This is a genomic window from Pseudomonas monsensis (genome assembly GCF_014268495.2).
GTDB lineage: Bacteria > Pseudomonadota > Gammaproteobacteria > Pseudomonadales > Pseudomonadaceae > Aquipseudomonas > Aquipseudomonas monsensis.
In genome coordinates this window covers 4,763,477-4,781,762 of the sequence record NZ_CP077087.1, presented here as the reverse complement: position 1 = coordinate 4,781,762, position 18,286 = coordinate 4,763,477, and the positions used below count along the sequence as shown (strand labels likewise).

At 59.8% G+C, this 18,286-nt stretch carries 19 protein-coding genes; 14 read left to right on the top strand and 5 right to left on the bottom strand.

Annotated features, from left to right (window positions below; translation table 11 throughout):
• The first annotated feature begins 44 nt into the window (after nt 1-44).
• The gene (locus HV782_RS21020) at nt 45-935 is read left to right on the top strand and encodes an AraC family transcriptional regulator (RefSeq protein WP_007961974.1); all 891 of its coding nucleotides are present in this window, start codon (nt 45-47) and stop codon (nt 933-935) included.
• Nucleotides 936-1,028: 93 nt separating this feature from the next.
• On the opposite strand, the gene HV782_RS21015 is transcribed toward HV782_RS21020, so the two are convergent.
• A complete protein-coding gene (locus HV782_RS21015; protein ID WP_186744905.1) occupies nt 1,029-2,693 on the bottom strand; it encodes an electron transfer flavoprotein-ubiquinone oxidoreductase in 1,665 nt (554 codons plus the stop codon).
• Nucleotides 2,694-3,244: 551 nt separating this feature from the next.
• Here HV782_RS21015 and HV782_RS21010 point away from each other — a divergent pair.
• The 10 genes from HV782_RS21010 (at nt 3,245) to HV782_RS20965 (ending at nt 12,677) form a co-directional block, all read left to right on the top strand.
• The gene (locus HV782_RS21010; protein ID WP_003226982.1) at nt 3,245-3,994 is read left to right on the top strand and encodes an electron transfer flavoprotein subunit beta/FixA family protein; all 750 of its coding nucleotides are present in this window, start codon (nt 3,245-3,247) and stop codon (nt 3,992-3,994) included.
• Nucleotides 3,995-4,924 carry an electron transfer flavoprotein subunit alpha/FixB family protein gene (locus HV782_RS21005; RefSeq protein WP_123466728.1) on the top strand — a complete coding sequence of 310 codons (930 nt, stop codon included), beginning with the start codon at nt 3,995-3,997 and terminating at the stop codon, nt 4,922-4,924.
• A gap of 79 nt (nt 4,925-5,003) precedes the next feature.
• On the top strand, nt 5,004-5,825 hold the full coding sequence (locus tag HV782_RS21000; RefSeq protein ID WP_128615061.1) for a substrate-binding periplasmic protein: 822 nt from the start codon (nt 5,004-5,006) through the stop codon (nt 5,823-5,825).
• A 9-nt stretch (nt 5,826-5,834) separates the two neighbouring features.
• Nucleotides 5,835-6,191: a DUF4398 domain-containing protein gene (locus tag HV782_RS20995; protein ID WP_123466724.1), complete on the top strand. Its 357-nt coding sequence runs from the start codon at nt 5,835-5,837 to the stop codon at nt 6,189-6,191.
• A complete protein-coding gene (locus HV782_RS20990; protein WP_123466722.1) occupies nt 6,188-7,000 on the top strand; it encodes an OmpA family protein in 813 nt (270 codons plus the stop codon). Before HV782_RS20995 ends, HV782_RS20990 begins: the two co-directional genes overlap by 4 nt.
• Nucleotides 7,001-7,202: 202 nt before the next feature.
• Nucleotides 7,203-8,642, top strand: coding sequence for an aminotransferase-like domain-containing protein (locus HV782_RS20985; protein ID WP_123466720.1), 1,440 nt, complete (start codon nt 7,203-7,205; stop codon nt 8,640-8,642).
• 78 nt (nt 8,643-8,720) lie between these two features.
• Nucleotides 8,721-9,200, top strand: a complete 480-nt coding sequence (locus HV782_RS20980) for a translation initiation factor 2 (RefSeq protein WP_186745012.1) — start codon at nt 8,721-8,723, stop codon at nt 9,198-9,200.
• 166 nt (nt 9,201-9,366) lie between these two features.
• A complete protein-coding gene (locus tag HV782_RS20975; protein ID WP_123466716.1) occupies nt 9,367-9,621 on the top strand; it encodes a YkgJ family cysteine cluster protein in 255 nt (84 codons plus the stop codon).
• A gap of 41 nt (nt 9,622-9,662) precedes the next feature.
• A complete protein-coding gene (locus HV782_RS20970; protein WP_123466714.1) occupies nt 9,663-10,268 on the top strand; it encodes an START domain-containing protein in 606 nt (201 codons plus the stop codon).
• 315 nt (nt 10,269-10,583) lie between these two features.
• The gene (locus HV782_RS20965) at nt 10,584-12,677 is read left to right on the top strand and encodes an LTA synthase family protein (RefSeq protein ID WP_186744903.1); all 2,094 of its coding nucleotides are present in this window, start codon (nt 10,584-10,586) and stop codon (nt 12,675-12,677) included.
• Between the two features lie 57 nt (nt 12,678-12,734).
• On the opposite strand, the gene HV782_RS20960 is transcribed toward HV782_RS20965, so the two are convergent.
• On the bottom strand, nt 12,735-12,893 hold the full coding sequence (locus HV782_RS20960) for a DUF3309 family protein (protein WP_169432680.1): 159 nt from the start codon (nt 12,891-12,893) through the stop codon (nt 12,735-12,737).
• A 323-nt stretch (nt 12,894-13,216) separates the two neighbouring features.
• On the opposite strand from HV782_RS20960, the gene HV782_RS20955 reads away from it, so the two are divergent.
• From HV782_RS20955 to csrA, 3 genes are all read left to right on the top strand, one after another.
• A complete protein-coding gene (locus HV782_RS20955) occupies nt 13,217-14,032 on the top strand; it encodes an SDR family oxidoreductase (RefSeq protein ID WP_128615059.1) in 816 nt (271 codons plus the stop codon).
• Nucleotides 14,033-14,095: 63 nt separating this feature from the next.
• Entirely contained in the window at nt 14,096-14,428 is a 333-nt protein-coding gene (locus HV782_RS20950) for a YnfA family protein (RefSeq protein WP_123466708.1), read from the top strand.
• Between the two features lie 138 nt (nt 14,429-14,566).
• Nucleotides 14,567-14,752, top strand: coding sequence for a carbon storage regulator CsrA (gene csrA, locus HV782_RS20945; protein WP_123466706.1), 186 nt, complete (start codon nt 14,567-14,569; stop codon nt 14,750-14,752).
• 5 nt (nt 14,753-14,757) lie between these two features.
• On the opposite strand, the gene HV782_RS20940 is transcribed toward csrA, so the two are convergent.
• The 3 genes from HV782_RS20940 to ngg form a co-directional block, all read right to left on the bottom strand.
• Complete coding sequence (locus tag HV782_RS20940; protein WP_003199186.1) at nt 14,758-14,985, bottom strand: YheU family protein; 228 nt, start codon at nt 14,983-14,985, stop codon at nt 14,758-14,760.
• Nucleotides 14,986-15,185: 200 nt separating this feature from the next.
• Entirely contained in the window at nt 15,186-16,376 is a 1,191-nt protein-coding gene (locus tag HV782_RS20935) for an osmoprotectant NAGGN system M42 family peptidase (protein WP_105705262.1), read from the bottom strand.
• 161 nt (nt 16,377-16,537) lie between these two features.
• The gene (gene ngg, locus HV782_RS20930) at nt 16,538-18,286 is read right to left on the bottom strand and encodes an N-acetylglutaminylglutamine synthetase (protein WP_186744901.1); all 1,749 of its coding nucleotides are present in this window, start codon (nt 18,284-18,286) and stop codon (nt 16,538-16,540) included.

The following is an 18,286-nucleotide window of genomic DNA, read 5'->3' as shown; positions in this document are numbered from 1 at the left end:
ATGCTTGCATGCCTTTTTCCGTGACTTTTTTGAAGACCCCTCCGATGCAGTTGACCCGCCATCTTGATGCCAATGCCACGCTGGTTTCGCTGATCGAGCCGCTGGCGCTTTGCGACGGTTACAGCCAGACCGGGCTGCCGGGCGTGCAGGTCTTGCGCGCCAGTTGCGACGTGGCGCGTGGCCCGCATATTTATGAGCCGAGCCTGATGATCATCGCTCAGGGCAGCAAACTGGCGTTTCTCGGCCCGCGCACTATGGAGTACGGCGCCGGGCACTATCTGATTCAGGCGCTGCCGGTGCCGTTCGAGTGCGAAACCTTTGCCTTGCCCGATGCGCCGTTGCTGGGCGTGTCGGTGGCCATCGACCGGGTGCTGCTTGGCGAGTTGGTGCTGGCCATGGGGCTGGCGCCGGGGCGGCACATTCCGGCGCAGACACCGGAGTCGATGACCTCGGTGGTGCTCGATGATGACATGCGCGGCTGTGTCGAGCGCTTGCTGCGCTGCCTGCACGATCCGCTGGAGCGCCAGATTCTCGGACCGGCGCGGGTGCGCGAATTGTTGTTCACCGCACTGCGCGGGCCGCAGGCCGATGTGTTGCGTGCACTGGTGGAGCAGCAGGGACAGTTTGCCCGGGTCGCTGCGTCGATCAGTCACCTGCATGCGCATTACACCGAACCGTTGAATGTCGAGACCCTGGCCAGTTGCGCGAACATGAGTGTTTCGTCCTTTCACGAGCACTTCAAACGCAGCACGTTGCTGTCGCCGGTGCAGTACCTGAAGCGCTTGCGATTGCTCAAGGCGCAGACGTTGCTGGTGGCGGAAGGGCTGGGCGTGGCGCAGGTGGCGCATCGGGTGGGGTATCAGAGCACGTCGCAGTTCAGTCGCGAGTACAAGCGTTACTTCGAGCGCAGCCCTGGCGACGAACGCGTGGCCTGAGTCTGCGCGGATCCCTTGTAGGAGTGTTGAAACAGAAATCATGGGCAACAAAAAGGCCCCCATTTCGGGAGCCTCGTTGTTCAGCGGTACGACTTACATGTTCGGGTAAGTCGGGCCACCAGCGCCTTCCGGCGTGACCCAGGTGATGTTCTGCGAAGGGTCCTTGATGTCACAGGTCTTGCAGTGCACGCAGTTCTGGGCGTTGATCTGGAAACGCTTCTCGCCGTCTTCCTTGGTGATCACTTCATACACGCCGGCCGGGCAGTAGCGCTGCGCCGGTTCGTCGTACAGCGGCAGGTTCTTGCTGATCGGGATGCTCGGGTCGGTCAGCTTCAGGTGGCACGGCTGCTCTTCTTCGTGGTTGGTACCGGAGATGAACACCGAGCTCAGTTTGTCGAAGCTGAGTTTGCCGTCCGGCTTCGGATAGTCGATCTTCTTGCAGTCGGCGGCCAGCTTCAGGCATGCGTAGTCCGGCTTGGTGTCGTGCAGGGTGAACGGCAGTTTGCCGCCGAAGATGTTCTGGTCCAGCCAGTTGAAACCACCGCCGACAATGGCGCCGAATTTGTGGATCGCCGGCCCGAAGTTACGGCTGGCGAACAGTTCGTCGTACAGCCAGCTCTTCTTGAAAGCGTCGACGTAGGTGGTCAGCTCTTCGGTGCCATCTTTCTCGGCGAACAGGGCGTCAGCCACCGACTCAGCGGCGAGCATGCCGGACTTCATCGCGGTGTGGCTGCCCTTGATCTTGGCGAAGTTCAGGGTGCCGAGGTCGCAACCGATCAGCGCACCGCCCTTGAAGACCATTTTCGGCAGCGAGTTCAGGCCGCCTTTGCAGATCGCACGGGCGCCGTAGCTGACGCGCTTGCCGCCTTCCAGATACTGAGCCAGCACCGGGTGATGCTTGAGGCGCTGGAACTCGTCGAACGGCGACAGGTAGGTGTTGCTGTAGGACAGGTCAACAATCAGTCCGACCACCACCTGATTGTTTTCCAGGTGATAGAGGAACGAGCCGCCGGTGTTTTCGGTGCCCATGATGTCCAGCGGCCAGCCGGCAGTGTGGACCACCAGGCCTGGCTGATGTTTGGCCGGGTCGATTTCCCAGATTTCTTTCAGGCCGATGCCGTAGTGCTGGGCGTCGGCATCGCTGTCGAGGTTGAAGCGCTTGATCAGTTGCTTGCCGATGTGGCCACGGCAGCCTTCGGCGAACAGCGTGTACTTGCCACGCAGTTCCATGCCTGGGGTGTACAGGCCTTCTTTCGGGTTGCCTTCGCGGTCGACGCCCAGATCACCGGTGATGATCCCGCGAACCACGCCTTGCTCGTCGATCAGTGCTTCCTGAGCGGCGAAGCCCGGGTAGATTTCCACGCCCAGGTTCTCGGCCTGCTGGGCCAGCCAGCGGCACAGGTTGCCCAGGGAAATAATGTAGTTGCCTTCGTTGTGCATGGTCTTGGGCACAAAGAAGTCAGGAATTTTCTGCGCGCTGTCGGCGTTTTTCAGGACGAAAATATCGTCGCGGGTAACCGGAGTGTTCAGCGGGGCGCCGAGTGCTTTCCAGTCCGGGAACAGTTCATTCAGAGCACGTGGTTCGAACACGGCACCGGACAGGATGTGTGCGCCGACTTCGGAGCCTTTTTCGACCACGCAGACGCTGATTTCCTTACCGGCTTCGGCGGCCTTCTGCTTCAGACGGCAGGCGGCGGACAGGCCAGCGGGGCCGGCACCGACGATGACCACGTCGAATTCCATGTATTCGCGTTCCACAGGCTATCTCCTACTCAAGGCTCAACAGTTTTTTTTCTAATTTGGAGGTTCGGTGACGCATCCGTTATTGCCTTTACGTTAACGTCAAGGGTAATAATGGGCAAACCACCTTTCTCTCTAGGCGGCGCATTATATCTACACCACTCTCAGCGTCCAATACAAACGTTTGTTTGAATCGGCTCCAGCCCAGAGAAATCAAAGAAGCGCGGCTTATGAATGGTCATTTTGCTGTATTGACCGGAATAGGCGTTCCGGTCAAGATACGAGCGGTTTTGCGCTCGTCGTAGGCAGACTGGCGGTTTCAAGAGCACCTCTAAAGACAGGGCACAGGCCGTAGAAGGTGATGCGCAGTGCAGGTCCGGCGCGCAGTTTACATGGCGTGAAGAGCAATGACTGGTCGGTCACCCCTGACGAACGGTCAGGGCTGTTCATAAAGTGAAATCACCCCGCACCCACGTCGGCGTTTTTAGAGGTGCCCTTTAGCCTGATGAGCATCAACCGCCAGGTTCGCCTAGGCGACTTTCTTTTCACCGGAGAGTAACGAGGAATCCATGAAGGTTCTTGTAGCTGTCAAACGCGTTGTGGATTACAACGTCAAGGTTCGCGTCAAGGCGGACAATTCCGGCGTCGATCTCGCCAACGTCAAGATGTCGATGAACCCGTTCTGCGAAATCGCAGTGGAAGAAGCCGTACGCCTGAAAGAGAAAGGCGTTGCGACTGAAATCGTCGTCGTCTCCATCGGCCCGTCCACCGCTCAGGAACAGCTGCGTACCGCACTGGCCCTGGGTGCCGACCGCGCCATCCTCGTCGAATCGGCTGAAGACCTGACTTCGCTGGCCGTGGCCAAGCTGCTCAAGGCTGTGGTCGATAAGGAACAGCCGCAACTGGTGATCCTGGGCAAGCAAGCGATCGACAGCGACAACAACCAGACCGGCCAGATGCTCGCAGCACTGAGCGGCTACGGTCAGGGCACGTTCGCCTCGAAAGTCGAAGTCTCCGGCGACAGCGTTGCCGTGACCCGCGAAATCGACGGCGGCGCGCAGACCGTTTCCCTGAAACTGCCAGCGATCGTCACCACCGACCTGCGTTTGAACGAGCCGCGCTACGCGTCCCTGCCAAACATCATGAAAGCCAAGAAGAAGCCTCTCGAAGTGCTGACTCCGGACGCTTTGGGCGTTTCCACCGCCTCTACCAACAAGACCCTGAAAGTCGAAGCGCCGGCTGCACGCAGCGCAGGTATCAAGGTCAAGTCGGTGGCTGAACTGGTCGAGAAACTGAAAAACGAAGCGAAGGTAATCTAAATGACTATCTTGGTTATTGCTGAACACGACAACAAAGTGCTGGCCCCGGCCACACTGAACACCGTGGCTGCTGCTGCCAAAATCGGCGGCGATGTCCACGTTCTGGTTGCAGGTCAAGGCGCTGGCGCCGTGGCTGAAGCCGCTGCGAAAATCGCGGGCGTGAGCAAAGTCCTGAACGCTGACAATGCCGCTTACGCGCATCAGCTGCCGGAAAACGTTGCGCCGCTGGTTGCCGAACTGGGCAAGAGCTACAGCCACATCCTGGCTGCCGCTACTTCCAACGGCAAAAACATCCTGCCACGCGTTGCCGCGCAGCTGGACGTTGACCAGATCTCCGAGATCATCTCGGTAGAAAGCGCTGACACCTTCAAGCGTCCGATCTACGCCGGTAACGCCATCGCTACCGTACAGTCGACCGCTGCGATCAAAGTGATCACCGTGCGTGCCACCGGTTTCGACCCGGTTGCCGCTGAAGGTGGTTCGGCTGCTGTTGAAGCCGTTGCTGCTGCGCACAACGCCGGCACTTCCAGCTTCGTCAACGAAGAGCTGGCCAAGTCCGATCGTCCGGAACTGACCGCTGCCAAGATCGTCGTTTCCGGCGGCCGCGGCATGCAGAACGGCGACAACTTCAAACACCTGTACGCCCTGGCCGACAAGCTGGGCGCAGCCGTGGGTGCTTCGCGCGCTGCGGTCGACGCAGGTTTCGTCCCGAACGACATGCAGGTCGGTCAGACCGGCAAGATCGTTGCGCCACAGCTGTACATCGCCGTCGGTATCTCCGGCGCGATCCAGCACCTGGCTGGTATGAAAGACTCCAAAGTGATCGTTGCGATCAACAAGGACGAAGAAGCACCGATCTTCCAGGTGGCCGATTACGGCCTGGTGGCGGATCTGTTCGAAGCCGTCCCTGAGCTGGAGAAGCTGGTCTAATCCGGCGGCTTCACTTATAAAGAGCCCGACCTTTTGGTCGGGCTTTTTTTTGTCTCGCATTTGAGTGGAGCGTGTTGCCATGGATCTGCGCCGCAGGTTGTTATTGGGATTGATCCTCTTGCCGGGAATGGCGGCGGCCGCCGGCAAGTGTGAGCGCCTCGTCGTCACCGGCAGCCCGGACGCGCCGCCGTATCTGTGGCAGGACCCGCAGAATCCCAAACAACTGATGGGGGCCAGCGCCGACTTGTTACAGCAGATCGCCAAGGATCTGGGTATCAAAGTCGAGTTGCTCTACGCCGGTAAACGCTCGCAAGCCCTTGATGAAGTGCGCAGCGGGCGCATGGACATGCTCGCCGACGCGCCGCTGACCCTCAATGAGCTGGAAAACCTCGACTACATCCATCCGCCGTTGCTGGAAAACGATTATCTGGTGTGGACCCGCAAAGGCTCGACGCTGGTTTACAGCGAGGCCAAAGACCTGCACGGCCACACGGGCGCGTTGTCGGAAAAGTCTCGCATGACCCAGGCATTTGGCACTTTCGCCGAGCAGAATCTGACCCTGACCCGGACAGCCAACCTCACCCAGGCTTTTCAGAAACTTCTGCTGGGCGAGGTGGAATATGTCCTCGCTGGCCGCTACTCGGGCATGGCCGCCGCGCAGGCGCTGGGGATGGCCAATGACTTGTTGGCCTTCGAACAACCGATCGACCGGCCGGGCCTGTTCCTCGCGGTTTCCCATAACTCGGCCTGCAACGATCCGTGGTTGCGCGGACAGTTGGCCAAAAAGATGACAGAATTGCCCGCGTCCGGACTGACGGAAGCCGCGCTGCAACGCAATATCGAGCGCTGGAAGGCGCAGCAGCAACAGCCGCAACAACCCGTCAGCGCCCCAAAACAGTAGGGATTCTTAGTGAGTATTCGACCTCTTTTCGCGGCTGTGGCCGTTCTGGCCCTGGCCGGTTGCGCAACCGATCCGGCACCCATTGAACAAATGCGTTTGACCGAGCAGGCCATCACCCAGGCCAAGGCCGTTGGCGCCACCGCTGATGAAGTGCCTGAAATGAAACTGGCCGAAACCAAATACGACCGCGCCAAAGGCAACATGGCCGATGAGTCTTACCGCAACGCACGCATGCGGTCAGAGCAGGCTGAACTCGATGCGCGTCTGGCGGAAGCCAAAGTGCTGACGCAAAAGAGCGAAGAGCAGGTGAACGTGCTCAATACCCGCATCATCCGTCTGCGCAAACAACTGGGGGATGCCCAATGAGCCGCAAGTCCACCGTGCTCGGCGGTCTGATCCTCGCCGGTTGCGCCAGTCTGTACGGCTGCGCCGGCCAACACAGTGAATCCGCTTTGCAAGAAGCCAGCGCCGACTTCCAGAAGGTCAAGGAAGATTCCAACGTGTTGCGTATCGCGCCGAAAGACGTGATCCGCGCCGGTGAGTCGCTGGCCCGTGCCGATCGCCTGTCGACCTATTGGGGCAGCGGTTCGGACGTGGTGCATTACGCCTACCTGAGCCAGCGTTACAGCGAAATCGCCCGCGAGCACACCAATCAGGTGCTCAACGAGGAGCGCGCGGCCAAGCTCGAACTGGAACGTCAGCGCCTGCAACTGGCCTTGCGTGAGTCGAAGTTGCTCAGCGTGCAGCAGCAAGGCAAGTGGCTTGAAGAGCAGATCGTTGCGCTGGCCACCACCCAGACCGACCGTGGTCTGGTGATGACCCTCGGCGATGTGCTGTTCGATACCGGTGAAGCAGAGCTGAAGAATTCGGCCAACCGTGTCGTGCTGAAGATCGTCCAGTTCCTGCAACTGAATCCCAAACGCGTGGTGCGCATCGAGGGTTACACCGACAGCACCGGCGGCAAGCAGGAAAACCTCAAGCTGTCCCGCGATCGCGCGCAAGCGGTGGCCGACGTGCTGATGGACCTGGGCATCGACGACAAACGCATTCAGGTCGAAGGCTACGGCGACGAATACCCGGTGGACGCCAACGCTTCCGAGCGCGGGCGGGCACAGAACCGTCGCGTGGAAATTGTCTTCTCCGATGAAAAAGGCCAGCTCGGCGCCGCCCGCTGAGGGTTGCGTCTCTGGAAAGCCCGGCCTGTCATGCAGTGCCGGGCTTTTTTACGTCTGTCGAATGGCTCGCAAATCCGTACAGTCGGGGGCAGACACCGCACTGTATGGTCGAGTAATGTGGCAACTGTCCCAGTACACTTCTAAACTGTTCCGGTATTGTTTCACACAAGAATAAAATGCCCGTGAAATCGAGTGCTGCGTCATGACCAATCTCTTGCTCTACCAACGTATTGCTCAGCAACTGGCCGAAGACATCCGTCGTGGCGTCTATCAACCGGGAGAACGCGTGCCGTCGGTGCGCAAGATGAGTTCGCAGCTCAACGTCAGCCATGCCACGGTGTTGCAGGCTTACGCCAACCTCGAAGATCAGGGGCTGATTCGGGCGCGCCCGCAATCCGGTTATTACGTCCACCAGACGCCCGCCCTGACCGCGCCGACGCCCGACATTGCCCGGGTCGAGCGGCCGGGATTGGTCACCCGCAGCAGCATCATTCAGCAGGTTCTGGTCGAGTCACGCCGTGAAGGCGTCTTCCCGCTCGGCGCTGCGGTGCCAAGCGTCGATTATCTGCCGGTGCGCGCACTGCATCAGCAACTGGCCAAGGTCACGCGCTTCCATAGCCCACGGGCGTTCAGCTACATGTTCAGCCCCGGCTTCGAGCCGCTGCGCCGGCAGGTGGCGATCCGCATGCGCGACGCTGGCGTGGTCATCGACCCGTCGGAAGTGGTGATCACTCACGGCTGCGTCGATGCCTTGCAGATGTCGTTGCGGGTGCTGACCCGTCCGGGCGATCTGATCGCCGCCGAATCGCCGACCTATTATGGGCTGTTGCAACTGGCCGATCTGCTCGGTCTGAAAGTCATCGAAATCCCCAGCGATCCCGCTACCGGCATGAGCCTCGAAGCATTGCAACTGGCCGCCAACCAGTGGTCGATCAAGGCCCTGGTGCTGACCACTCGCCTTAGCAATCCACTGGGCGGGACCATGCCGGAGGAGCGCCAGAAACAGCTGTTACGCCTGGCGTCGGACTTCGACATCCAGATCGTCGAAGACGACATCTATGGCGAGTTGATGTTTGAACAGGGGCGCACCAAGGCGCTCAAGGCCTATGACCGTCTTGACCGGGTGATCTACTGCTCGAGCTTCTCCAAGACCTTGTCGCCGGGGGTGCGCATCGGCTGGATGATTGCCGGCAAGTATCAGCAGGAAATCCAGCGTCTGCAGACCTTCAGCACCCATTCGGCCTGCAGCGTGACGCAGATGGCGATCGCCGCTTATCTGGAAAACGGTGGTTATGACCGGCATTTACGGTACATCCGCCAGGAATACCGGAAAAACCTCAGCGCCTTCCAGCTGGCAGTGCAGCAGTACTTCCCCGAAGGCACGCAAATGACCCGGCCCACGGGCGGTTTCATCTTGTGGGTAAGCTTGCCGGGCAGGGTCAACACCCAGGAATTGCATGTCCGCGCCTTGCAGCAGGGCATCAGCATTGCACCGGGTCTGATCTTCAGTAATACCGAGCAATTCAACCACTGTATCCGCCTCAATTGCGGCATTCCGTGGAACCGCGAGGCGGAGCGGGCGTTGATGACGCTCGGCCTGCTGGCGACTCAGCTGTGTCAGGAGACGGCGGGCGGATTTTAAGCCAGCAGTGGCTCGTGCTTGTCTTGTAGCGCTCAACAAGCGAGCATATGGCCCTCTGCCGTTAGTGTTGTAGGGTCCATGAAAGCGATTTTTTCTGCCGCCGGAGTCATCTTGGGTTTGCTACTGATCAGTCATGCGCCGAGTGCCTTGGCGGCAGCCGTTCAAGAAAAGCCGGCAACGGCTACCTCAGAAAAAAAGCCTGCAACGAGCGCAAAAGCGGCCCCGGACAAAAAATCGCAGCAGAAGAAAGCCGCCCCGGTGAAGAAGCGCCCGCCGATTGCGTCGAAATCAAAGTCGGCCAAAGAACTGGTGAACACACCGTTGCCGCCCGCCAGGCTCGACCTGAGTCTGCCCAAGGACATGGTTCAGGAGCTGAAACCGCCCGGCACCGTGGTGCTGCCGAAGCACGATCAGATCCTGCCGCAGTTTTTTGGCGAGAAAAACAGTGGATTCCAGCTCAACGGCCGCTTGCTCAGCAACGAAATGCAGTTGCAACTGCGCAACGAAGACCGCCGGGAAATCGAAGGCGCGGCGCTGGATTTCGAATTCAAGCAGTAATTCCTGCTCACCTGTGACCCGCAGACCAGACGCTTTGTCGGAGACTGGTCAGTCACATTCACTTATCGGTAAAAACCCCGGATCAGGGAATTTTAAACAGCCGTTTTAGCGGTTACTCTGTTCCGCGTCTCTTTAGCACATTACCCGTCGTGAGGATTTGCCCGTCATGAAATGCCGTGAAGGCTGTGGCGCTTGCTGCATTGCCCCTTCCATCAGTTCGGCGATTCCCGGCATGCCTGATGGCAAACCTGCCGGCGAACGTTGCGTGCAACTCTCGGTCGAAAACCTGTGCAGCATTTTCGGCCAGCCGGAGCGTCCCGCTGTCTGTTCCGGTTTTGCCGCCGATGTCGAAGTCTGTGGCAGCAGCTCGGAAGAGGCGATCAGGTTGATCGGCTGGTGGGAGCAAATGACGGCGGCGTGATGTGTCAAACGAACGGAACTTCAACAATAAGGAATAAGACTATGGGTTCGCTGCATCGTATCGCTGTGTTGTGTGGTTTGACTGCCGTGCTGGCTACTTCGGCGGTTCAGGCTGAAGACTGGAAGGTCGCCAAGAACGAAGACGGCATCAAGGTTTCCCTGAGCGAAGTGCCGGGTTCGGACTACAAGTCCTATCAGGGCGTGGTCTTGATGAAGACCACCATCGCCAAACTGCGCGCACTGCAGGAAGACGTTTCCGGCGCCTGTGCCTGGATTCACGAATGCAAGACCCAGAAACTGCTCAAGCACGAAGGCGATCAGAGCTGGACCTACACCCAGTTCAACACGCCATGGCCAGTCACTCCGCGCGATTCGGTGCTGCACATCACCACCGTCGAAGGCGCCGATGGCAGCCTGACCCGCAACCTTGAAGGCGTACCGAAGTACGTGCCGGAAGAGAAAGGTTTCGTGCGCGTTGCCCAGGTCAAGGGTTTCTGGAAGTTCGTGCCCAAGGGCGATCAGGTCGAAGTGACCTATCAAGTCCACACCGAGCCGGGTGGCAGTGTGCCGGCGATGGTGGCCAACAAGTTTGTCGTCGATGCGCCGTTCAACACGCTTAAAGCGTTGAAAGAACGCGCCGAGAAGTAATCGCCGCCGGTTGAGCAAAACGCCCCGATCAAGTCGGGGCTTTTTTGTTTTGTCGCTATATTGTGTTTCCAGATATGCGTTGAACGAAATTTTCACAACGTGTTCAAGACAATTCGCCCGCGCCGTTGGCACGCGGCCGCGCTACTGTGGCATTAAATGAAAGTGTCCGGCACCGAGGCAGTAATCAATGGTAATGGTGCGGGTGATCGTGCAACATTTGCGCACCGCGCAAGCCCCGGGGTCTGGAATGGCCAATAGAGGGCATGGCGCCGCTGTATTTTTGCAACTTTAACTTCCAATGGGTCCTAAAACGACATGGCAAACCCGGACGCCCTGAATCAGCAGCGATCTTCTGCTCGCCTGCTGCAACCGACCGTCAAATCGCATCTGGCCTACACGCTGCTTTGTGCACTGGTCATGATGGTGATGTTTTCCGTGCTGCGCCTCGCGCTGCTGGTCTACAACCGCGAGATGATCCTCGACACCCCGGCTTCGACCTTCATTGAAGCGTTCGCCAACGGCCTGCGTTTCGACCTGCGCCTGGTGGTGTACATTTGCATTCCGCTGGTGCTGGCGCTGTTCAGTGCCCGCGCCATGGCCGTGCGTGGTTTCTTCCGTCTGTGGCTGACGATCGCTTCGAGCATCGCGCTGTTCCTCGGCCTGATGGAGATGGATTTCTATCGCGAATTCCACCAGCGCCTCAACGGCCTGGTCTTCCAGTACGTGAAAGAAGACCCGAAAACCGTTATGAGCATGCTCTGGTACGGTTTCCCGGTGGTCCGTTACCTGCTGGCGTGGGCGATCGGCACTGTCATCCTGACCCTGGCGTTCAAAGGCGCCGACCGTGCGACCCGTCCACGCGGCCCCTTCAGTGGCGGCAACGTCGGCACCCGTCAGGTGGCGCCGTGGTACACCCGCCTGGCGGTGTTCGTGGTCTGCCTGCTGATCTGCGTCACCGCTGCTCGTGGCACCCTGCGTCAGGGCCCGCCGCTGCGCTGGGGTGACGTGTACACCACCGAGTCGAACTTCGCCAACCAACTGGGTCTCAACGGTACGCTGTCGCTGATCGCTGCCGCCAAGGACCGCATGGGCGAAGATCGCAACAACATCTGGAAAGCCACCCTGCCACAGGAACAGGCGCAGAAAGTCGTGCGCGACATGTTGCTGATGCCCGACGACAAACTGGTCGATACCGACATCGCCGCCGTGCGCCGTGAATACACGCCGCCCGCCGACAAGACCTTGCCGATCAAGAACGTCGTTGTGATCCTGATGGAAAGCATGGCCGGTCACTCGGTGGGTGCTTTGGGCGCGCCGGGCAACATCACCCCGTACCTCGACAAACTGTCGAAGGAAGGCCTGCTGTTCGACCGCTTCTTCTCCAATGGCACGCACACCCACCAGGGCATGTTCGCGACCATGGCATGTTTCCCGAACCTGCCGGGTTTCGAATACCTGATGCAGACCCCGGAAGGCAGCCACAAGCTCTCCGGCCTGCCGCAACTGCTCAGCGCGCGCAAGTATGACGACGTCTACGTCTACAACGGTGACTTCGCCTGGGACAACCAGTCGGGCTTCTTCAGCAACCAGGGCATGACCAACTTCGTGGGTCGTAACGACTTCGTCAACCCGGTGTTCTCCGACCCGACCTGGGGCGTGTCCGACCAGGACATGTTCGACCGCGGTCTGATCGAACTGAAGGCGCGGGAAAACGGCAAGCCGTTCTATGCGCTGCTGCAAACCCTGTCCAACCACACGCCATACGCTTTGCCGACACCCTTGCCGGTCGAGCGCGTGACCGATCGTGGCAGCCTCAACGAGCACTTGACCGCCATGCGTTATGCCGACTGGGCGTTGGGTCAGTTCTTCGAGAAGGCGCGTAAAGAGCCGTACTTCAAGGAAACCCTGTTTGTCATCGTCGGCGACCACGGTTTCGGCAACGAGCGTCAGATCACCGAAATGGACCTGGGCCGCTTCAACGTACCGATGCTGATGATTGCGCCGGGCATCCAGGAAAAGTTCGGTACCCGTGACCACACCGTGGGCACGCAAATCGACATCGTGCCGACCATCATGGGCCGTCTGGGTGGCGAAGTACGTCATCAGTGCTGGGGCCGTGACCTGCTCAACCTGCCGGAAGGCGACACCGGCTTCGGTGTGATCAAGCCGTCGGGCAGCGAGCAGACCACTGCCATCGTCACCGCTGACCAGATTCTCGTGCTGCCGAAGGATAAAGAAATGGCACCGAAGATCTGGCAGTACCAGTTGGGCGCCAATCCGCATGCCGAGATCGTGCCGGATGCACCGCGTACCGCTGAATTGAAACTCAAGCTCGAATCGTTCCTGCAAACGGCGACCAAGAGCCTGATGGACAATACCGCCGGCGTGATTAACGGCAAGCCGGACTGATAAAAAAACGCTGCATAAAAAAGAGGCCCCTGAGGGCCTCTTTTTTTGTCCTGCGTTTTATATCCTGCCGAGTAACAGCAAGACCAGCAGCACTACCAATACCACGCCAATAATGCCCGACGGGCCATAACCCCAACTTCTGGAGTGCGGGAAGACCGGCAGACCACCGATCAGCAACAGGATCAGGATAATGATAAGAATTGTGCCCATGTCGATTTTCCTTGTTGATAGTATTCGAGAAGTCTTGATGTTCAGGGGCGGCTGGTAATTAACTAAATCCAGACGGCTTACAAATTCCGACTGTTGTGCATGAAAAAAAATTCAATGTTTTTTTAATGTATTTGGATCGCTCCCTTATTTCCTTTGAAACAAAAAAATCGCGGCCTGGTTCCTCTCGGCCGCGCCTGCACGAATCTTGTAGGCGCTGCCGAAGGCTGCGATCTTTTGATCCTGTATTCAGCAGTCTGATGGAGCGTGGAGGGCTAAGGATCCTTCGCTACACTCCGCGCATCTTCCCCGGAACAACAAGGCTGTCTGCTATGCAAAATCGCATGATGATCACTGGCGCGGGCTCGGGTTTAGGTCGGGAAATCGCGCTGCGCTGGGCGCGTGAAGGCTGGCAACTGGCCTTGTCCGACGTCAGCGAGCCCGGTCTGCAGGAAACCCTGAAAATGGTGCGCGAAGCCGGTGGCGACGGTTTTATCCAGCGCTGCGATGTGCGTGATTACAGTCAGCTCACGGCGTTCGCCCAGGCCTGCGAAGAGAAGCTTGGCGGCATCGACATCATCGTCAACAACGCCGGCGTGGCATCGGGCGGGTTCTTCAGTGAGTTGTCGCTGGAAGACTGGGACTGGCAGATCGCGATCAACCTGATGGGCGTGGTCAAGGGCTGCAAGGCATTCCTGCCGCTGCTGGAGCAAAGCAAAGGCAAGATCATCAACATCGCGTCCATGGCGGCCTTGATGCAAGGCCCGGCCATGAGCAACTACAACGTCGCCAAGGCCGGTGTCGTAGCGCTGTCGGAAAGCCTGCTGATCGAACTGGCGCAACAGGAAGTCGGCGTGCATGTGGTGTGCCCGTCATTCTTCCAGACCAACTTGCTCGATTCGTTCCGTGGGCCGACCCCGGCAATGAAAGCGCAGGTCGGCAAGTTGCTGGAAAGTTCGCCGATCAGCGCAGCAGACATCGCCGACTATATCTATCAGCAAGTCGCCGCCGGCGAATTCATGATCCTGCCCCATGAGCAGGGCCGCATGGCCTGGGCCATCAAGCAGAAGAACCCGCAACTGCTCTACAACGAAATGACCGCGATGGCGGAAAAAATGCGCGCCAAGGCCAAACAGAACAACGGCTGAGCTTGCCCGGCGGGTGTCGCGTGGTTAGGGTGGCCGCAATGGTCACCCTGACGAGACGCTTCGATGCTCAATTACTTGTGGTTTTTCCTTGCGGCGCTGTTTGAAATCGCCGGTTGTTTCGCTTTCTTCATGTGGCTGCGTCAGGGCAAAAGTGCCCTGTGGGTGATTCCTGCGTTACTCAGCCTGACCCTGTTCGCCCTGTTGCTGACCCGCGTTGAAGCGGCCTACGCCGGTCGCGCCTATGCCGCGTATGGCGGGATTTACATTGTCGCGTCGATTGGCTGGCTGGCCGTGGTCGAGCGCGTTCGCCCGTTGAGTTCGGACTGGATCGGCGTGGCGTTGTGTGTGATCGGCGCCAGCGTGATTCTGTTCGGTCCGCGCTTCTCGGTTGCTTGAATTGACGGTTTTGTACGAAACGTCTGACGGCCTGTCGGCGTGGTGGGTGTAAGGCAAGACTGATTTGCCGGGCGCGCATTGTGTCGCACCGGCAAGCCGCGCATCTTCAGGGTTCGTTAACCCGGAAGGACGAATCCCATGCTTGTACTCAGCCGCGTCGTCGGTGAATTGATTTCAATCGGCGACGACATTTCCCTGCGCGTTCTGTCAGTGAACGGTTCCAGTGTGCGTTTCGGCGTCGAGGCGCCCCAGAAAGTCAACGTGCATCGCGCCGAAGTCTATGAACGGATCCAGCGCAAGCAGGCCTCTGAAAAGGCCCGCTGACGGGCTCAGTCGAACAGGTGCTTGGGCACGTCGTGCTTGAGCATCAATTGGCATTGCTCACTTTCCGGGTCGAAGACGATCAGCGCCTGGCCTTTGGTCAGGGCCTGGCGTACGCGCAGGACACGGGTTTCCAGCGGCGTGTCATCGCCGTTGTCGGTGCCGTCGCGGGTGACGAAGTCCTCGATCAGGCGGGTGAGGGTGTCGACTTCAAGTTGGTCGTGGGGAATCAGCATGGGCACCTCGGTTCAATCAAGGTCAGGATGCTACGGCGATTGTCGGTTGCCTGCCAGTTTTGTGTGGGGTGTACCGGCCTCATCGCTGGCAAGCCAGCCCCTACAGTTTTTGGTTGGACCACAGGGCCTGTGAGCGGCACAAGCCCTGTGGGAGCTGGCGTGCCGGCGATGCGGGCAGTCCAGCCGCTACAGTAACCGAATCAACTGTCGGAACGCTGCCCCACCAGACTGTCCACCGACGGCACCCGCGTATCACTTTCCATCTGCGTGTCGTGCTCGATCTGATGACTGAACCGGTCGAGCGACGCATTGGCCGGCGCCGCGTCGCTGGCAAACACCGGCGGACTCAGAATATAGGCCCCGAGCAAGCGACTGAGCGCCGCCAGGCTGTCGATGTGCGTGCGCTCGTAACCGTGGGTGGCGTCGCAGCCAAAGGCGAGCAGGGCGGTGCGGATGTCGTGGCCGGCGGTCACCGCCGAGTGGGCATCGCTGAAGTAATAGCGAAACAGGTCGCGGCGCACCGGCAACTCGTTTTCACTGGCCAGGCGCAGCAAATGCCGTGACAGGTGATAGTCGTACGGCCCGCCGGAATCCTGCATCGCCACGCTCACCGCGTGTTCGCTGGAATGCTGGCCGGGGGCGACCGGTGCAATGTCGATACCGACGAATTCACTGACGTCCCACGGCAATGCTGCCGCCGCGCCGCTGCCGGTTTCTTCGGTGATGGTGAACAGCGGATGGCAGTCGATCATCAATTCCTGACCGCTGTCGACGATCGCCTTGAGCGAGGCGAGCAGCGCTGCAACCCCGGCCTTGTCATCCAGGTGACGGGCGCTGATGTGACCGCTTTCGGTGAACTCCGGCAACGGATCGAACGCCACCACGTCACCGACACTGATGCCCAGCGAATCGCAATCGGCCTTGGTTGCGCAGTAGGCGTCCAGACGCAGCTCGACGTGATCCCAACTGATCGGCATTTCGTCCACGGCGGTGTTGAATGCGTGTCCGGACGCCATCAACGGCAGCACGCTGCCGCGAATCACGCCATTGTCGGTGAACAGGCTGACGCGGCTGCCCTCGGCAAACCGGCTCGACCAGCAGCCGACCGGGGCCAGGGTCAAACGCCCGTTGTCTTTCACGGCGCGCACGGCCGCACCGATGGTGTCGAGGTGCGCCGAGACCGCGCGGTCGGGGCTGTTTTTCTTGCCCTTGAGGGTGGCGCGGATCGTGCCGCGACGGGTCATCTCGAAGGGAATGCCAAGTTCTTCCAGACGCTCGGCGACGTAACGCACGATGGTGTCGGTGAACCCGGTGGGGCTGGGAATGGCGAGCATTTCCAGCAGGACTTTTTGCAGGTAGTTCAGATCCGGTTCAGGGATTTGTGTGGTCATGGAAACTCCTGATGAGTTGAGGCGCATCGATGGTTTCGATGAGGGAAAATTTGTGGTGTCTGTTGCGGCCCCTTCGCGAGCAAGCTCGCTCCCACATTTGGAATGCGTTCCTCTGTGGGAGCGAGCTTGCTCGCGAAGGCGTCAGTGGACGCGCTGCATGATCAAGAAACAGCCGGCTGACTGTGCGGAAACAGCAGATCGACAAACCGCTCCGCCGTCGGCTGCGGTTCATGGTTGGCCAGCCCGGCCCGTTCGTTGGCTTCGATAAACACGTACTCCGGTTGATCCGCCGCCGGCACCATCAAATCGAGACCAACCATCGGAATGTCCAGCGCCCGTGCTGCGCGCACGGCGGCATCGACAAGGGTCGGGTGCAGGATCGCCGTGACATCTTCCAGTGTGCCGCCGGTGTGCAGATTGGCGGTGCGCCGCACGAACAGATGCTCACCGGCCGGCAGGATGCTGCTGTAGTCATAACCGGCCGCGTGCAGGGTGCGTTGGGTTTCGTGATCCAGCGGGATCTTGCTCTCGCCACCGGTCGCCGCCTGACGGCGCCGGCTCTGCGCTTCGATCAACGCACCAATCGAATGGTGCCCGTCACCGACCACTTCCGCAGGCTTGCGAATCGCCGCCGCCACCACGTCAAAGCCAATCACCAGAATCCGCAGATCGAGGCCTTCGTGGAAGCTTTCCAGCAGCACCCGGCTATCGAATTGTTTTGCGGTTTCGATGGCGCGCTGCACCTCTTCGATACTCTGCAAATCCACCGCCACGCCCTGGCCCTGTTCACCGTCGAGCGGCTTGACCACCACTCGCTGATGCTCGTCGAGAAACGCCAGGTTGTCGTCGGCATTGCCCGCCAACTGTTGCGACGGCAGGTTGAGGCCGGCGGCTTTCAGCACCTTGTGGGTCAGGCTTTTGTCCTGGCACAGGCTCATGCTGATCGCGCTGGTCAGGTCGCTCAACGATTCCCGGCAGCGCACCCGGCGCCCGCCATGGCTGAGGGTGAACAGCCCGGCGTCGGCGTCATCGACCTGAACGTCGATGCCACGTCGATGGGCTTCTTCGACGATGATCCGCGCATAGGGATTGAACTGCGCCTCCGGTCCCGGGCCGAGGAACAACGGCTGGTTGATGCCGTTCTTGCGTTTGATGGCAAACGTCGACAGGTTGCGAAAACCGAGCTTGGCGTAGAGATTCTTGGCTTGACGGTTGTCGTGCAACACCGACAGGTCGAGATAGCTCAAGCCGCGACTCATGAAGTGCTCGATCAGATGACGGACCAGCACTTCACCGACACCGGGCCGCGAGCATTGCGGATCGACCGCCAGGCACCACAGGCTGCTGCCGTGCTCCGGGTCGTTGAACGCTTTGTGATGATTCAGGCCCATGACGCTGCCGATCACCGCGCCGCTGTCTTCATCTTCAGCGATCCAGTACACCGGGCCGCCCTGATGATGCGGGGTGAGCCGCGTGGCGTCGATCGGCAACATGCCGCGCGCCTGGTACAGCACATTGATCGCCTGCCAGTCCGCCTCGCTCTGCGCGCGACGAATGCGGAAGCCGCGAAACACCCGCGTCGCCTGACGGTAATCGCTGAACCAAACGCGCAAGGTGTCGGACGGATCGAGAAACAACTGGGTCGGTTCAAGACCGAGAATCTGCTGCGGCGCGGCGACGTACAGCGCGATGTCGCGCTCGCCGGGTTGCTCGTTGAGCAATTCCTGCGCCAGCGTCGCCGGTTCAGGAAAGGTGTGGCCGATCAGCAGCCGGCCCCAACCGCAATGCACGGCGATAGGGTCGGCGCCGAGTTCGCTGCCGTCTTCGGCCAGACGCGCCTGCAAGCGTTCATACGACGGTGTCTGACCGCGCAGCAGGCGTTGGCTGATAGCCGTGGCGTGGGGTTTCAT

Bases quoted from the DNA above. Each gene is read 5' to 3' on its own strand.
- HV782_RS20940 (WP_003199186.1), bottom strand. From the start codon at position 14,985: ATGCTGATTCCCCACGACCAACTTGAAGTCGACACCCTCACCCGCCTG.
- HV782_RS20975 (WP_123466716.1), top strand. From the start codon at position 9,367: ATGAAATGCCGTGAAGGCTGTGGCGCTTGCTGCATTGCCCCTTCCATC.
- csrA (WP_123466706.1), top strand. From the start codon at position 14,567: ATGCTTGTACTCAGCCGCGTCGTCGGTGAATTGATTTCAATCGGCGAC.
- HV782_RS21010 (WP_003226982.1), top strand. From the start codon at position 3,245: ATGAAGGTTCTTGTAGCTGTCAAACGCGTTGTGGATTACAACGTCAAG.
- HV782_RS20980 (WP_186745012.1), top strand. From the start codon at position 8,721: ATGAAAGCGATTTTTTCTGCCGCCGGAGTCATCTTGGGTTTGCTACTG.
- HV782_RS20985 (WP_123466720.1), top strand. From the start codon at position 7,203: ATGACCAATCTCTTGCTCTACCAACGTATTGCTCAGCAACTGGCCGAA.
- HV782_RS20965 (WP_186744903.1), top strand. From the start codon at position 10,584: ATGGCAAACCCGGACGCCCTGAATCAGCAGCGATCTTCTGCTCGCCTG.
- HV782_RS20950 (WP_123466708.1), top strand. From the start codon at position 14,096: ATGCTCAATTACTTGTGGTTTTTCCTTGCGGCGCTGTTTGAAATCGCC.
- HV782_RS21020 (WP_007961974.1), top strand. From the start codon at position 45: ATGCAGTTGACCCGCCATCTTGATGCCAATGCCACGCTGGTTTCGCTG.
- HV782_RS20955 (WP_128615059.1), top strand. From the start codon at position 13,217: ATGCAAAATCGCATGATGATCACTGGCGCGGGCTCGGGTTTAGGTCGG.
- HV782_RS20990 (WP_123466722.1), top strand. From the start codon at position 6,188: ATGAGCCGCAAGTCCACCGTGCTCGGCGGTCTGATCCTCGCCGGTTGC.
- HV782_RS20935 (WP_105705262.1), bottom strand. From the start codon at position 16,376: ATGACCACACAAATCCCTGAACCGGATCTGAACTACCTGCAAAAAGTC.
- ngg (WP_186744901.1), bottom strand. From the start codon at position 18,286: ATGAAACCCCACGCCACGGCTATCAGCCAACGCCTGCTGCGCGGTCAG.
- HV782_RS20970 (WP_123466714.1), top strand. From the start codon at position 9,663: ATGGGTTCGCTGCATCGTATCGCTGTGTTGTGTGGTTTGACTGCCGTG.
- HV782_RS21005 (WP_123466728.1), top strand. From the start codon at position 3,995: ATGACTATCTTGGTTATTGCTGAACACGACAACAAAGTGCTGGCCCCG.
- HV782_RS21000 (WP_128615061.1), top strand. From the start codon at position 5,004: ATGGATCTGCGCCGCAGGTTGTTATTGGGATTGATCCTCTTGCCGGGA.